The organism is Serratia sp. 22264 (assembly GCF_052045345.1).
Classification (GTDB): Bacteria; Pseudomonadota; Gammaproteobacteria; order Enterobacterales; family Enterobacteriaceae; genus Serratia; species Serratia plymuthica.
Genome location: NZ_JBQEOY010000001.1, coordinates 1068634 through 1083731, shown reverse-complemented (window position 1 = coordinate 1083731; position 15098 = coordinate 1068634). Strand labels below are relative to the sequence as shown.

Annotated in this window: 15 protein-coding genes; 13 read left to right on the top strand and 2 right to left on the bottom strand. The window is 58.4% G+C overall.

Features of this window, described 5'->3' with window-relative positions; genetic code table 11:
* Window positions 1-309 precede the first annotated feature (309 nt).
* Both ACTJJ1_RS05315 and ACTJJ1_RS05310 read left to right on the top strand, forming a co-directional pair.
* Entirely contained in the window at window positions 310-1740 is a 1431-nt protein-coding gene (locus ACTJJ1_RS05315; RefSeq protein WP_004944055.1) for a glycosyl hydrolase family 18 protein, read from the top strand.
* A 60-nt stretch (window positions 1741-1800) separates the two neighbouring features.
* Window positions 1801-3138 carry a lytic polysaccharide monooxygenase gene (locus tag ACTJJ1_RS05310; RefSeq protein ID WP_440832641.1) on the top strand — a complete coding sequence of 446 codons (1338 nt, stop codon included), beginning with the start codon at window positions 1801-1803 and terminating at the stop codon, window positions 3136-3138.
* A gap of 53 nt (window positions 3139-3191) precedes the next feature.
* On the opposite strand, the gene ACTJJ1_RS05305 is transcribed toward ACTJJ1_RS05310, so the two are convergent.
* Window positions 3192-4364, bottom strand: a complete 1173-nt coding sequence (locus tag ACTJJ1_RS05305) for an ROK family transcriptional regulator (RefSeq protein WP_004944049.1) — start codon at window positions 4362-4364, stop codon at window positions 3192-3194.
* A 101-nt stretch (window positions 4365-4465) separates the two neighbouring features.
* Between ACTJJ1_RS05305 and ACTJJ1_RS05300 the strand changes: the two genes are divergently transcribed.
* From ACTJJ1_RS05300 to ydfG, 9 genes are all read left to right on the top strand, one after another.
* On the top strand, window positions 4466-5716 hold the full coding sequence (locus ACTJJ1_RS05300; protein WP_004944048.1) for an extracellular solute-binding protein: 1251 nt from the start codon (window positions 4466-4468) through the stop codon (window positions 5714-5716).
* Between the two features lie 9 nt (window positions 5717-5725).
* Window positions 5726-6634: a carbohydrate ABC transporter permease gene (locus tag ACTJJ1_RS05295; protein ID WP_440832639.1), complete on the top strand. Its 909-nt coding sequence runs from the start codon at window positions 5726-5728 to the stop codon at window positions 6632-6634.
* Complete coding sequence (locus tag ACTJJ1_RS05290; protein WP_006325048.1) at window positions 6624-7463, top strand: carbohydrate ABC transporter permease; 840 nt, start codon at window positions 6624-6626, stop codon at window positions 7461-7463. Before ACTJJ1_RS05295 ends, ACTJJ1_RS05290 begins: the two co-directional genes overlap by 11 nt.
* Window positions 7464-7484: 21 nt before the next feature.
* On the top strand, window positions 7485-8438 hold the full coding sequence (locus tag ACTJJ1_RS05285; protein WP_004944038.1) for a carbohydrate kinase family protein: 954 nt from the start codon (window positions 7485-7487) through the stop codon (window positions 8436-8438).
* Window positions 8438-9517 carry an ABC transporter ATP-binding protein gene (locus ACTJJ1_RS05280; RefSeq protein WP_440832636.1) on the top strand — a complete coding sequence of 360 codons (1080 nt, stop codon included), beginning with the start codon at window positions 8438-8440 and terminating at the stop codon, window positions 9515-9517. The genes ACTJJ1_RS05285 and ACTJJ1_RS05280 overlap by 1 nt, the downstream gene beginning before the upstream one ends.
* A gap of 221 nt (window positions 9518-9738) precedes the next feature.
* A complete protein-coding gene (locus ACTJJ1_RS05275; RefSeq protein ID WP_440832634.1) occupies window positions 9739-11193 on the top strand; it encodes an MFS transporter in 1455 nt (484 codons plus the stop codon).
* A 3-nt stretch (window positions 11194-11196) separates the two neighbouring features.
* Window positions 11197-12255: an aldo/keto reductase gene (locus ACTJJ1_RS05270; protein ID WP_197912688.1), complete on the top strand. Its 1059-nt coding sequence runs from the start codon at window positions 11197-11199 to the stop codon at window positions 12253-12255.
* 98 nt (window positions 12256-12353) lie between these two features.
* Window positions 12354-12875, top strand: a complete 522-nt coding sequence (locus ACTJJ1_RS05265; protein ID WP_006325029.1) for a GNAT family N-acetyltransferase — start codon at window positions 12354-12356, stop codon at window positions 12873-12875.
* 198 nt (window positions 12876-13073) lie between these two features.
* Window positions 13074-13823, top strand: a complete 750-nt coding sequence (gene ydfG / locus ACTJJ1_RS05260; protein WP_006325026.1) for a bifunctional NADP-dependent 3-hydroxy acid dehydrogenase/3-hydroxypropionate dehydrogenase YdfG — start codon at window positions 13074-13076, stop codon at window positions 13821-13823.
* A gap of 19 nt (window positions 13824-13842) precedes the next feature.
* Here ydfG and ACTJJ1_RS05255 read toward each other — a convergent pair whose 3' ends face one another.
* The gene (locus tag ACTJJ1_RS05255; RefSeq protein ID WP_004944027.1) at window positions 13843-14172 is read right to left on the bottom strand and encodes a YnfA family protein; all 330 of its coding nucleotides are present in this window, start codon (window positions 14170-14172) and stop codon (window positions 13843-13845) included.
* A gap of 149 nt (window positions 14173-14321) precedes the next feature.
* Here ACTJJ1_RS05255 and ACTJJ1_RS05250 point away from each other — a divergent pair, with 149 nt between their 5' ends.
* Both ACTJJ1_RS05250 and ACTJJ1_RS05245 read left to right on the top strand, forming a co-directional pair.
* Window positions 14322-14690, top strand: a complete 369-nt coding sequence (locus tag ACTJJ1_RS05250; protein ID WP_004944024.1) for a DUF1283 family protein — start codon at window positions 14322-14324, stop codon at window positions 14688-14690.
* An 89-nt stretch (window positions 14691-14779) separates the two neighbouring features.
* The gene (locus tag ACTJJ1_RS05245; protein ID WP_004944020.1) at window positions 14780-15079 is read left to right on the top strand and encodes a DUF1161 domain-containing protein; all 300 of its coding nucleotides are present in this window, start codon (window positions 14780-14782) and stop codon (window positions 15077-15079) included.
* The last annotated feature ends 19 nt before the right edge of the window (window positions 15080-15098 follow it).

The following is a 15098-nucleotide window of genomic DNA, read 5'->3' as shown; positions in this document are numbered from 1 at the left end:
ATTTTCAAAGGCGATAATTTCACTTTTCAGTCACTTTAATAATTAAATGTATTTATGGTGCAGTATTGATCTATATCAATGTTTGATTTATTCTCACATGGACTTATGGCAATCGGCGCTATTATATTGACACATTAAAGATGCTCGCAAAAAAAAAACACCAACGGCGCACCCACCACCTAAATAAACCACCGGTCAACATGGCTGACTGCCGTTTATGATATTCATTTCTCATGAATGGCACATGCGTATTTACAATGATTTTTTATAGATAGTCATCAAGTTGTCATAACATAAGGAAAAGTATTTATGCTTAACCCTACCGTTTTACATCAATATAAAAATCAAACCCGAGATTCCGCGTCACTGATGCCCGATATGTCAGGGAAAAATATCCTGATGGGGTTCTGGCACAACTGGGCCCCCGAGCAGGGGCAAGGTTATCAGGGCGGCATGTTCGCCGAGATGGCGCTGACCGACATCCCTGTGGAATACAACGTGGTAGCCGTGGCCTTTATGAAAGGCAGTGGTATCCCGACGTTCAAACCCTATCGCTATTCAGATGCGGAATTCAGACAACAAATCAATGTGTTGAATGCACAAGGTCGCGCGGTGCTCATCTCCCTTGGCGGTGCTGACGCACATATTGAGCTCTACGCCGGCCAAGAAGACATGCTGGCCTATGAGCTTATCAGGCTGGTGGAAACCTACGGCTTTGACGGATTGGATATTGACCTCGAACAATCGGCCATCACCTTTGCAGACAACCGCACGGTTATTCCTGCCGCATTACGGATGGTTAAACAACATTACGCCCAGGAAGGTAAACACTTTATTATCAGTATGGCGCCGGAATTCCCTTACCTGCGTGACTCCGGCAGTTATCTCGCCTATCTCAAAGCGCTAGAAGATATTTACGATTTCATTGCGCCGCAATATTACAATCAAGGCGGAGATGGCGTTTGGGTTGACGAATTAAATCAACTGGTCAAACAAAATGACGATGCCATGAAAGAGGATTTTCTTTATTACCTCACCGACAGTCTGGTTCACGGCACTCGTGGTTTTACCGCCATCCCGGCGGATAAATTTATTATCGGCTTGCCCGCCAATATCGACGGCGCGGCAAATGGTTACGTCATTCATCCGCAAGACGCCATTAATGCACTTGAACGCCTGGATAAAGCAGGCAATCCGATCCGCGGCCTGATGACCTGGTCTGTCAGTTGGGATGACGGCGTGAACAAATCCGGGAAACCTTATGATTGGGAATTCGTCACTCGTTACGGCTTTTTGACCGGCGGCGGCAGCGGCGAGAAACCTTCGGCCCCCGCCAATCTGGTCGCCACGGCGCAAACCCAGAGCAGCATTACCCTTTCCTGGAGCGCCTCCAGCGGTGCCAACCCTATCGCACACTACTCCGTCTTCCGCGATAACCAGAAAATCGCCCAGCCAACGGCGACTCACTTCGTCGACAGCGGATTGGCGGCGGGCACCCAGTATCGTTATACCCTCAGTGCGACCGATACCGAGGGTAATTCCTCTTCAAGCAGCGCACCGCTGTTGGCCAGCACGCTGCCCGGCGCTGCACCACAATGGCGCACAGAGCAGTGGTATAACCGTGGCGATCGCGTCAGCTATGCCGGCAATACCTATTTGTGCATTCAGGAACATACCTCTAACCGATTCTGGATCCCTTCTCTGGCCGACATGCTTTGGCAGGTCGAAACGCGTCGATAGTCTCGCACGGCCTTTACACGCACAATTATTAATATCTCATTGAATAAATGGAGAAATGAAATGGCTAACGCACGACGTAATCAACCTCGTCACGGGCATGTGTTTTCCCCGGAATCTCGCGCTATCTTCGCCTACCAGGAAGGTAAGTTGACGGATACCGATCCGAGCTCCCTGGAGGCAGGGAAATTCTTCCCCGCCACCGCAGGCGGCTTGCATGACCCGATCGCGCCAACCGACGATCTCAGCAATGTCCCGGCGGCGGACGGGAAAATCGCCAGCGGTGGCTGGCCTGGCGCACTGTTCCTCGACGAGCCCGGTACCCAATGGCGCAAACATGAGGTCAAAGCGGGCCAGCCCCTCACGGTATCCTGGGCATACCATGCGCTGCACCTCACCCGTCGCTGGAACTATTTCATCACCAAGGCCGATTGGGATCCGCAACGCAAACTCGCGCGCGACCAGTTCGAATCGACGCCCTTCTATAAAGCGGAGCTGTCCGCTCAGCCGCACTGGGAGCATCAGGCAGCGTTAACGCCGCCTGAACCGACAATCCATCAGATGACGCTACCGGAAAGACATGGCTACCATGTGCTGCTCGCCATCTGGGAAGTCGCCAATACCGGCAACGCGTTTTATCAGGTTATCGATCTCAACTTCACCGATGCCGGCGGGAACGAGCGTCCGACCCCTCCGGGTGGCCTGCATGCCACCCATGTGACCGCAAACTCGCTGGAGTTAGCCTGGTCAGCCTCCACGGGTACGCATCCCATCACCAGCTACTCCGTTTTTTGCAACGGCGACCTGTTGGTTAAGCTTGATGCGCCGGCACTCGGCTATACCCACAGAAACCTGGCTCCGGACACGGACTACACCTATTTCGTCTCCGCCACGGACAGTGAAAATAATCAATCGCTGCCGGGGAATTCGATCGTGGTTCGCACCCTCAGTGAAGGCGGTGAGGACAATCCGCCTACCGCACCGGGTAATTTGCATTCGATGGGCGTCACCGCAGACACCGTGCGTTTGATGTGGTCAGCATCGACAGGTGGCCATGCGCTTAAGCATTATTATGTGTATCGCGACGGCATTCAGGTGGGCACCACCTCGCCGACGCAGCATGAATATACGGATGCCGGGCTTAGCGGCAGCACCGAATACCGCTATTTTGTCGCGGCTATCGACGTGCGGGATTACCTGTCCCTGCCCAGCAATGTGTTGATCCTGAAGACCAGCGGCGGGGGCAACATTCCGGAATGGGCGCTCAATACCCGGTATGAAGTGGATGACAAGGTTCGCTATCAGGGCAAAACCTATCAATGTATCCAAGCCCACACCTCGAACGAAGGGTGGGACCCCACTCAGACCGTCAATATTCTGTGGAAGGAAATCAGCGCATAACGAGGTCGTTTGAGTTCAGGCCAAAGGCTCCTTTTCAGGAGCCTTTTTTGCGGCTATTTCAATAACACTTCATAACGTGGGTTAAACTCGTCGAACAACGGCAGCGCCGCCGCCCCCAATGCTGCGGTATCCGCGCCGGTGGTGCCCAACCGCACGCGCAGACCATCGAGGTATTTGCTGCGCACCGAGCGGTGCAAGGGCGCCAAGCGTTTGATCAACTGTTCAACGATACTTTCCGGCATCAGCCCGCCAATAATCACCGCCTCGGCATCGAACATGCACTCGACGATGTTGATCGCCTGGCGCAGCGCAGGCACCGCAGACTCCAACCAAAGGTCGATCTGCGCCTGCGGCAATGCCAGCAGATCCTGCGGCATGGCACGCATCGGATCCAGCCCGCAGCTCTCATAGGCTGCCTGCAGCGAGACGTAGCGTTCAAGGCAACCCTGGTTGCCGCAATAACAAGCCCGCCCGCCCGGTTGCACAATCATGTGGCCTATTTCACCGGCATTGTGCGCATGGCCGGTATAAATACGCCCGTCAGTGAAGATCCCCGCCCCGAGGCCGGTGCCGAGATACAGATAAATAAACGAATTGAGCTGCCTGGCCACGCCGTGCAGACGTTCGCCGATGGCGGCGACGGTGGCGTCGTTCTCCAGCGTCACCGGCAGGCCGCTCTGCGCGTTAAGTTCAGCCACTACATCGATATTTTCCCAGCCGTTGAGGGTAGTCGGCCCAACGGAGGAGATCCCTTCCACGCCAAACGGCCCCGGCATCACCACGCCGATGCCCAGCATTTTTCCCCAGGCCATATCCGGCTGTTGGCGCATTTCTTGCAGTACATCACAAATCAGTTTCAAGGTCGCAGCAGGTTGCGGCTTTTGCACCATAATCAGCCGATGGAAACGAACGCTTCCTGACAGATCAACGACGATGATCAGAAGCGACTGGTGGTCCAGATGGATGCCGATGGAATATGCACTGTCTGGATTGAGGGTCAACGGCGTCGCCGGTTGGCCCCTCCCTCCGGCACGGCGCGGCAGGTGCGAGGAGAGAATACCGGCCTGTTCCAGCTCTGTCGCGATGTTTGAAACGGTTTGCGGCGTCAGTGAGGTCAGCCGGGCGATTTCGGCACGGGTCAGTTCGCCGTGCAGACGGATTGCCTCTATCACTACGCGCCGGTTGTGTGCACGAGCATGTTCAAGGTTAGTGCCGGATGTCGTCATAACTGCCTATGCAGAAAGGGAAATCGGTGTTTGCAGTATGGTGCCCTCCATTAAAGCAATCAAATTGATTTAAGAATCTTTTTAACACCGGAGAACGCACCATGAAAAGCCCTATCCGCGCCGCTAAGGCCGCCTGTACCCTGTCTGCCCTGGCGTTTTGCATCTCAAGCGCCTTTGCCGCTCCTACGCAAATCAACGCGCTGTTTATGACCCAGGCGGCTTATAGCGAAAACGACATTCGCGCCATGACCGCCGATTTCACCCAACAGCACCCGGATATCACCGTTAACCTCGAGTTCGTCCCTTACGAAGCGCTGCACGATAAAATCGTCGCGGCGCGCGGCGCAGGCAGCAACGGCTACGACGTGGTGCTGTTCGACGCCATCTGGCCGGCCGAATTCGTCAAGTTCGGCCTGCTGCAGGATGTCACCTCGCGCATCAGCGCCGACGACAGCGGCAAGATTTTCGACGGCGCCATGACCACCGTCACTTACAAAGACAAGCGCTGGGGAATGCCGTGGATCCTCGATACCAAATACCTGTATTACAACAAAGCCATGTTGGCCAAGGCCGGCATCGGCGCCCCGCCGAAAACCTGGCAGGAACTGGCGCAGCAGGCGGAAATCCTGAAACAGAAAAACGTGGTCAAATACCCTCTGGTGTGGAGCTGGTCACAGGCCGAGGCGCTGGTTTGCGATTACACCACGCTGGTGTCCGCCTTCAAGGGGCAATTCTTCCAACAGGGGAAAATCAACTTCTCCACCCCAGCATCATTACAGGCCGCCGGCTACATGAAAGACACGCTGGACAAGGGGCTGACCAACCCGAACTCGCGCGAATATCTGGAAGAGGACGTGCGCAAGGCCTTCTCTAACGGCGACGCCGCCTTCGCGCTCAACTGGACCTATATGTACAACATGGCCAACGATCCGAAGCAGAGCAAAGTGGCCGGCGATGTCGGCATCGTGCCGGCTCCGGGATCGGTTGAGGGGCAGGTTTCCGCCGTCAACGGCTCGATGGGCCTCGGCATCGCCAAGGCCAGCGCCCACCCGGATCAGGCCTGGCAGTACATCAGCTACATGACCTCCCAGCCGGTACAGGATAAGTACGCCAAACTGAGCCTGCCGATCTGGAAATCTTCCTACGACGATCCGGCGGTGCAGAAAGACCAACAACCCTTGATCGCCGCCGCCAAACAGTCGTTGAACGTGATGTTGTCGCGCCCTGAAACTGCCGATTACTCACGGCTTTCCAACGGATTGCAGCAAGATTTGCAGCAGATCCTGCAAGGCAAGGTGACGCCGCAAGCGGGCCTGGATGCGGCCACCAAAAGCGCGGCACGGCTGCGTTAAGGGATGACGATGCTCACTTTGCCCCAACGTGAGCGGCGTCAGGCATGGGTGCTGCTGGCACCCATGCTGCTGATGATGCTGCTGTTAACCGCCTGGCCGCTGGGCCGCACCCTGTGGCTGAGCTTTACCGACGCAGCGCTGGTCGGTGACGGCGTAACGCCTGCCTGGGTCGGCGTCGATAACTTTCTGTATGCCCTGACCGACCCGGATTTCCAGGCCGCGCTGTGGCGCACGCTCTATTTCACCGTGGTTTCGGTGGCGTTCGAAGGGGCGATTGGCGTGTTGGTGGCGCTGCTGCTCAACCAGCAATTCCACGGCCGCAGCCTGCTGCGGGTACTGGTGATTTTGCCCTGGGCGCTGCCCACCATCGTCAACGCGACAATGTGGCGGCTGAACTTCAATCCGGATTACGGCAGCATCAATGCGCTGCTGACTCAGCTTGGGGTCATCGACCATTACCGCAGTTGGCTGGGCGATCCCGCCTCGGCGTTGAACGCGGTGATGCTGGCGGATATCTGGAAAAACTACCCGCTGATCACCCTATTGACGCTGGCGGCACTGCAATCCATCCCGGAGGATTTGTACGAGGCGGCCCGACTGGACGGCGCTTCCGCCTGGCGGCGATTTCGTGCCATCACCCTGCCCGCCATTCTGGCTCCGCTGGCGGTGGCGCTGGTGTTACGCACCATCGACGCCTTCAAGGTGTTCGACATCATTTACGTGATGACCCGCGGCGGGCCGATGGACAGCACCAAGACCCTCAGCTTTTTCGTTTATCAGGAATCGTTCAGCTATCTGCGTGCCGGCAGCGGCGCCGCCTACGCAGTGCTGATGACCCTGCTGTGCGGTTTACTGATCGCACTCTACATGCTGATGCTGTTCCGCCAACGCCGAAGGAGCCTCGCCGATGAAGCGTAAAATCCGCCTGATACTGCGCTATGGCGCCGCGCTGCTATTGGCGCTGTCGATCCTCGCGCCGATGCTGTGGCTGTTTTTGATGAGCGTCAGTTCCTCCGCCGATCTGACCCGCGTGCCGCTGGAATGGCTGCCGCGCCGCTGGGACTTTTCACGCTACGGCAGCTTGCTGTCTTTACAGGCCGGCCAGCCTGGGGCACTGTTCCTGCACGCGCTGTTCAATAGCCTGCTGGTGGCCTGCGGCGCCACGCTGATTTCGCTGCTGCTGGCGATCCCGGCTGCGTTCAGCTTCTCACGCTATCCGGGCCGCGACGGCTGGCTGTTCGCCAGTCTGGCGATTTATATGGTGCCGCCGGTCGCCTTCGTGCTGCCGCTGTACTTTATTCTGCAACAGCTGGCGCTGCTGAACACCCATATCGGTCTGGTGCTGGTCTACTGCTCGCTGATCCTGCCGTTTCTCACCTGGATGCTGAAGAATCAGTTCGACGCCTTGCCGATCGATATCGAACAGGCGGCGCGGCTGGATGGGCTGCGTCAGTGGCAGGTGCTGCTGCGCATCACGTTGCCGCTGGCGAAACCGGCGCTCGGGGCCTCGGCGTTGTTCGGCTGGTTGCTGGCCTGGGACGAATTTTTCTACGCGCTGCTGTTTACCAGCAACATTCAGGCCCAGACGCTGCCGGTGACTATCGCCGGTTTCACCGCGGGACGCGCCACCGATGACGGATTGATCGCCGCCGTCGGCATGTTGGCCGCCATACCGCCACTCTTTATTGCCATTTGGCTGCAAAAAACGCTGGTCAGCGGGTTAACCAGCGGCGGCAGCAAGGGCTGACTTAAAAGGGAAAGAATTCACATGATGAATACCAACACCAAACCCACCCTGTACGTGGTCGGCAATATCAACGTCGACGTGATCATGAGCACCCTGCACCAGTGGCCGCAGAAAGGCACCGAGGCGATGCTGGATCACAGCGAACTGCGCCCCGGCGGCTCGGCCGGCAACTGCGCGCTGGCGTTGGCGGCGCTGGAGACGCCTTACCGGCTGGTGGCCAATCAGGGCAACGACTATTTCAGTCCCTGGCTGGCGCAGCTGTTCCCGGAAAGCTCGCTGTACTGGCCGACCTACAGCTGTGAAACCTCGCTGACCTTCGGCGTGACGCACCCCGACAACGAACGCACCTTTTTCAGCAATCAAGGACACATCACCCGCCTGAGCCAGGATGACGTGCTGCACCAGATCCCGCTGTTCGCCGGCAACGGCGACACCGTGCTGTTATGCGGCACTTTCCTGTGCACCACTTTGCTGGCGGATTACCCGGCGCTGCTGCAAACGCTGCGCCAACGCGGCTACCGCATTGCGGTGGACACCGGCTGGCCGCCGCAGGGCTGGAGCGACGCGCTGCGCGGTCAGATCGCCGACTGGTTGCCGTTCTGCGACATTCTGCTGCTGAATGAAGTGGAAACCTGCGGCATGGCAGGCCATGAAGATCTGTACACCGCCGCCCGCACCCTGAACCGCCAGCAACCGACCGACGCCGCCTGTGTGGTCAAGTGCGGGCCGGACGGCGCGCGCATGTGGTGCGGCGAACGGCTGTTGCAAGCTGCGGCGCACCCGATCAAGGTGGTCGATACCATCGGCGCCGGCGACAGTTTCAACGCCGGGTTCCTGACCGCCTGCCTGCACGGCCATTCGGCCACGGTGGCGCTGCGCTGGGGCATTCGCGCCGCCAGCCACGCCATCAGCAGTTCGCCGCGTCAATACCTGGACTGGAACACCCTGAAAACCTGCGCCGGAGAGATGATCTGATGGCAAGCGTAGAACTGGTGAAAGTCGCCAAATATTATGGCAAACAGCGGGTATTGAATCCGCTGGATCTGATCATTCCCGACGGCAGCTTTACCGTGCTGGTCGGTCCCTCCGGCTGCGGTAAATCTACATTGCTGCGCTTGCTGGCCGGGCTGGATACGCTATCCGATGGCGCTATCCTGCTGGATAAACAGAAAATTAACGATCTGGACCCCGCCGATCGCGATATCGCCATGGTGTTTCAGAGCTATGCGCTCTATCCGCACCTGACGGTGGCGGAAAACATGGCGTTTCACATGCAGGTCATGAAGGTCAGCAAAAGCGAGCAGCAGACCAAAGTGCAGCAGGCGGCGCGCATTCTGGCGATCGATCACCTGTTGCAGCGCTATCCGAAAGAGCTGTCCGGCGGCCAGCGCCAGCGGGTGGCGATGGGGCGTGCCATGGTGCGCAATCCGAAGGTCTTTTTGTTCGATGAACCCTTGTCCAACCTCGACGCCCAGTTGCGCATGGAGCTGCGCGCCGAGATAAAATCGCTGCATCAGCAATTCAAAACCACCACGGTGTACGTCACCCACGACCAGATCGAGGCCATGACGCTGGCCGATCAAATCGTGGTGATGAAAGACGGCAATATCGTGCAACAGGGCCGGCCGCTGGAGATCTACGACGCACCCGCCAACACCTTTGTGGCACGCTTTATCGGTTCGCCGCCCATGAACCTGTTGGACGGCATCGTCACGCCGCGCGGCGATCGCCCCGGCGTAACCTGCGGTGAACTTTGGCTGCCGCTACCCGATAAGTGGCGGCAGGCAATTCCGGGCAATAACGTGATCCTCGGGCTGCGCCCGCACGATTTTCTGCAGGTGGAGGTCAGCGAACAACCACCCGCCCAGCTTCGGCTGATGGAGATCACCGGTGACGTCAGTCTGCTGCACCTGACCTGGGGCGGTTACCGGTTGCATGTGCAGTTCAGCGGCCGCATCAATGCAGAAAGCGGCCAGCCGCTGTGGCTGGCGCCCAACATCGACGCGATCCACCTGTTCGACGCCGCCAGCGGCCAGCGGTTAAGCGAAAATTAAGTGTTGATTACCCATGACTTCGGCCCGAAAAAACCGGGCTGAAGCCGGCTGTCCCCCTCTGAGAGCGCAGAATGCTGCGCTCGCTAATCATCGCCTGCTTAACCGCTGTTTAACCTGTGTACGATGCGCTATGCTCGAAAACTCGTCCGAATTACATTTTTTGAAACGGGGTTTCTTGTCATGCCTGCATTCCGTCTGTGTGTCACCCGGCGCACTGTGCCATGAGCTGGTTTTCACGCGCCAGCGCGCTGCCGCTGCTGGTGGCCGGCGCCTTTTTTATGGAAAACCTCGACGGTACGGTGATTGTCACCGCCATGCCGCAGATGGCGGCCGCTTTCGGCGTGCGGGCGGTGGACATGAACATCGGCATTTCCGCCTATATTCTGACGCTGACGGTGTTTATTCCCGCCAGCGGCTGGATCGCCAACCGCTTTGGCGCGCGCAATATCTTTGCCGCCGCGGTGGTGATTTTTACCCTGGCCTCGGTGCTGTGTGCCGCCAGCGTTAACCTGCCCACCTTTACCGCTGCCCGCATTCTGCAAGGCTTTGGCGGCGCGCTGATGGTGCCGGTCGGCCGGTTGGTGGTGCTGCGCAATACCGCCAAACCGGATCTGATAAAAGCCATCGCCACCATTACCTGGCCGGGGCTGGTGGCGCCCATTCTTGGCCCGCCGGTCGGGGGTTTTATTACTACCTACGCGTCATGGCACTGGATTTTTCTGCTCAACGTGCCGTTGGGCGTCGCCGCGCTGTGGTTGGCCTGGCGGTTGATCCCGCAAGAATCGCCGCAGAAAGGCGTGCCCTTTGACGCCATCGGCTTCATGCTGACCGGCATCGCCTGCTTCGGCCTGATGTTCGGCCTGGACCTGATCAACCACCCGCAGCTCTCCTGGCTGGTGCCGGTACTGTGCATCCTCGGCAGCCTGGCGCTGGGCGCGCTGGCAGTGCGCCACGCCAAACGCACCGCGCACCCGTTGATCGATCTGTGGGCAATGCGAATAAAAAGTTACGCCGTCACTATTTGGGGTGGCGCCTTGTTCCGCATCGCCATTGGCGCCATGCCCTTCTTGCTGCCGCTGCTGTTCCAGATCGGCTTTGGTCTCAACGCCTTCGACGCCGGGTTATTGGTGTTGGCGGTGTTTGCCGGGAATCTGGCGATGAAGCCTTTTACCTCTGCCGTACTCTATCGCTTCCGTTTTCGCACCACGCTGGTAGTGAATGGACTGCTGAACGCCGCCACCATTTTTGCCTGCGCGTTGCTGACGCCGCAAACCCCAACCTGGCTGATTGTGGCATTGCTGTTCGTCAGCGGGTTGACGCGTTCCATGCAGTTCACCGCGCTGAATACGCTGGCATTTTCCGAAGTGCCGCAGCCGCAGATGGGCGGCGCCAATACCCTGTTCACCGTATCGCAGCAACTGGGCAGCGGCCTGGGCATCGCCATCGGTGCGCTGGCGCTGCGGGTGGCGGAAATGCTGATACCGCCGTCGGCCGGTCGCCTGCCGCTGGTCGATTTCCAGTTGGCGTTTGGGGTTATCGGCGTTATCGCTCTGTTGGCGGTGGCAGACAGTCTGACGTTGAATCCCGATGCCGGCAGCGAAGTCCGCCGGAAAAAATCCCCTTCGTCGGCACCGGCTGGCGCTGATGAATCCGTGGCAACCAAGGCAAGGAGTTAAACGATGCAATACCGTCAGCTTGGCCATTCCGGCCTGAAAGTTTCGGCGCTGAGTCTCGGCACCATGACCTTTGGCGGCGCAGGCAAATTCGCCAAAACCGGCGATACCGGCGTTGACGAAGCCCGCAGCCAGATAGACCGCTGTATCGACGCCGGCATCAACCTGTTCGATACCGCCGATGTCTATTCCGCCGGCAAGGCGGAAGAGATCCTGGGCCAGGCTCTGGGCAAAAAACGCCAGCAGGTCCTGGTCGCCAGCAAGGCCCGCTTCCCCATGGGCGCAGGCCCGAACGACGCGGGGCTGTCTCGCCATCATTTGATCCGCGCCTGCGAAGCCAGTCTGCGGCGGTTGAACACCGATTATCTCGACTTGTATCAACTGCATGAATGGGACGGCCTGACGCCGGTTGACGAGACCCTGCGCGCGCTGGAGCATTTGGTCAGCAGCGGCAAGGTGCGTTACGTCGGCGTGTCCAATTTTTCCGGCTGGCACCTGATGAAACACCTGGGTGCCGCCGAACGCCTGGGCCTGGTGCGCCCGGTCAGCCAGCAGATTCATTACACGCTGCAGGCACGCGAGGCAGAGTATGAACTGCTGCCGATCGCAGCGGATCAGGGCGTCGGCGTTCTGGTGTGGAGCCCGCTGGCCGGCGGTCTGCTTTCCGGTAAATACCGCCGCAATCAGCCCGCGCCGGAAGGCACTCGTCACCTGGCCAACTGGGGCGAGCCACCGGTTCGCGACGAGGAACGGCTGTACGATATCGTCGACGTGCTGGTGGATATCGCCCGGTCGCATGGCGTGTCTGCGGCTCAAGTCGCCCTGGCCTGGCTGCTGGCGCGGCCTACCATCACCTCGGTGGTGATAGGTGCGCGCAACGATACCCAGCTGCAGGACAACCTGCAAGCGGCCAATCTGAACCTGAATGAGGAGGACCTTCAGCGGCTGGAGGAAGTGAGCCGCCCGCCACTGATTTATCCTTATTGGCACCAGGCCGCCACCGCGCCGGACCGTCTGTCGGCGGCCGACCTGCTGCTGTTGGCACCGCACCTGCCGCAAAAATAAGTCGCATCTGCCGCTAATCAACGTAATATCGATGATCCGCCCCGTTTTGACGGGCGCGGATTTTTTGCCGTTTTGGCCTGAAAAGCGAGGTAATAAGAATGATTCACAGTGACCTTTCTCAGTGCCGCCTTAACACCGACCGGTTGTTGATTGCTCCATTTACCGCAGCAGACGCCGACGAGGTTTACCAGGCGATTACCCCTACGCTGACGCGCTTTATGAATTTTGAACCGGAGGAGTCGCCGGAGGCCTTCGCCAACGTCTGGGAAGCCTGGTTACCGCTGATCCGTGAAGGCGAGGAAGTGATTTTTGTTGCCCGTCTGCGCGACGGTAAAAAGTTTGTCGGCATGGGTGGCGCACACGATCTGCACAGCCAAACGCCGGAACTGGGCATTTGGGTGAAAGAGACTCAGCAGGGCCACGGCTATGGCCGCGAAATTGTCCACGCCATGGCGGTCTGGGCCAGTGAGCGTTACCGGCCGCAGCACTTTGTCTACCCGGTGGCCGAGCAAAACGTCCCCAGCCGACGTATCGCTGAATCCCTCGGCGGCGTGGCAGCCGGCCGGCGCGAAAACACCAAATACGACTGCGTGGTCTACCACGTCCCGCCACAGCTTTAAGCGTTTTGCCGGGCCGGCCCCTTGATCATCGTTTAGCGGCCCGGCCCTTATCCTTTCGTCATTAACCGACCGAAAACCGCCCGTTTTCCGGCATCGATGACTGTTTTTTACCGCTCACGCAGATAACCGCTGCCACTTGATGTGGGATTATGCTAATCCTAATAGCATGTAGGGTATAAACACTTGAGGAACAGTCACATGATCATTTTTGTCACGGGCGCCACATCAGGTTTTGGCGAGGCTATCACACGACGTTTTATCCGCGAAGGCCACCAGGTGATTGCCACCGGGCGTCGCGTTGAACGTCTGGAAGAGTTGAAAGACGAACTGGGTGACGCGCTGCATATCGTCCGCCTGGACGTACGCAACCGCGCCGCTATTCAGCAGGTGATCGACGAATTGCCTGCAACGCTGCGCCAAATCGACGTGCTGGTGAATAACGCCGGCCTGGCGTTGGGGCTGGAGCCAGCGCACAGAGCCGACGCCGACGACTGGGATACCATGATCGATACCAACACCAAAGGCCTGGTCAATATGACCCGCGCCCTGCTGCCGGCGATGGTTGAACGCAATATCGGCCATGTGATCAACATCGGCTCCGTCGCCGCCAACTGGCCCTATGCCGGCGGCAACGTTTACGGTGCGACCAAGGCTTTCGTCAAACAGTTCAGCCTGGGTCTGCGGGCCGATCTGCACGGCACGCGCATCCGCGTCACCGACATTGAGCCTGGCCTGGTGGGCGGTACCGAGTTCTCCAACGTGCGCTTCAAAGGCGACGATGGCAAAGTTGACAAGATCTACGACGGCGCCAATGCGCTAACGCCGGAAGATATCGCCGAGTCGGTGTTCTGGGTTGCGACCCTGCCGGCCCACGTCAATATCAATACGCTGGAAATCATGCCGGTCAGCCAGTCCTTCGCCGGGTTGAACATCCACCGCGAGTCCTGATTTTTCCCGTGCCGCCGGGTTATCCGGCGGCACGCCAGCCTGAAACGATAATCAACATCCCCGCCAGCGCCACCCCGGCGCCCAGCCAATCCAACGCCGACAGCTTAACCCCGTCCACCACCCGCAACCACAGCAGCGCCGTTGCCACATAGACACCGCCATAAGCCGCATAGACTCGCCCGCTGGCGGCCGGGTGCAGCGTCAACAGCCAGACAAACAACATCAAACTGGCCGCCGCCGGCAACAATAACCAAACGCCGGCGTTTTTTTTCAGCCACAGGTAAGGCAAGAAGCAGCCTATAATTTCGGCTAACGCGGTGGCGAAAAATAGCAGGGTAGTCTTTAACATGGGTAACGATTTTCTCTCTATAAAGTAAACGAAGCGGTGCTTGGCTGGTGCAGCATCAAGGCTCGGTGGTATATTTATTGCCGCGCCTGCGGGCGAGATTAAGCCAGTGTTACCTTCTCCCGGCAACACTAACTCATAAGGATGAAACGATGAAAACACTTTCTACTCAACGACTGCTGCGCGGGATGCTGCCGGTCGCCATGCTGATGTTGATGGGTGCCTGGCAGGCTCCGGCGTTGGCTGCCACCTGCACTCAGGGCAGCACCTGCGTCACTGTCGATGGCAGCAACAGCGGTGCCATGAGCACCGAAGCGGCACGCCAGAGCAAAGAACAGTTTAACGACACCAAATCCCTGCGCCATAAGGTCAACACCCGTGTGGAGAAAGAGTTCGACAAGGTAGACAAGGCGATTGATAACGAAGACCGCTGCGACGACAGCCTGAACGTTAACGCCTATTGGGAACCGAACACCCGCAAGTGTCTGGATCGCCAGACCGGTCGTCAGATTAATCCTTAATCACGCCGCAGCAAGCGGCGAACGTTAACCTCCGCCGCCATTACTGCTATTGTGACAAAGGAAGCTCATGCTCAAATAAGGACGAATTGATGAAAAAAGCGCTTATCCTGGGTGCACTGCTGCTAACCGCAGCCCCCTTGGCAGCCTTGGCTTCATGCGAAAGCGTGAAGGCGGACATTTCACAGAAAATTGTCAAAAACGGCGTACCGGAATCCGGTTTCAAACTGGACATTGTGCCCAATGACCAGGCTCAGCAGGCTGGCGGATTGGTCGTTGGTCACTGCGAAAACGACACCCAGAAAATTGTCTATACCCGCCTGAGCAACGGCGACGACAACGGTGACGCGGCTCAGACCGGCACCAGCCAGGACACCAACACCGCACAATAACTGCAGCTCAGGGCGCAAC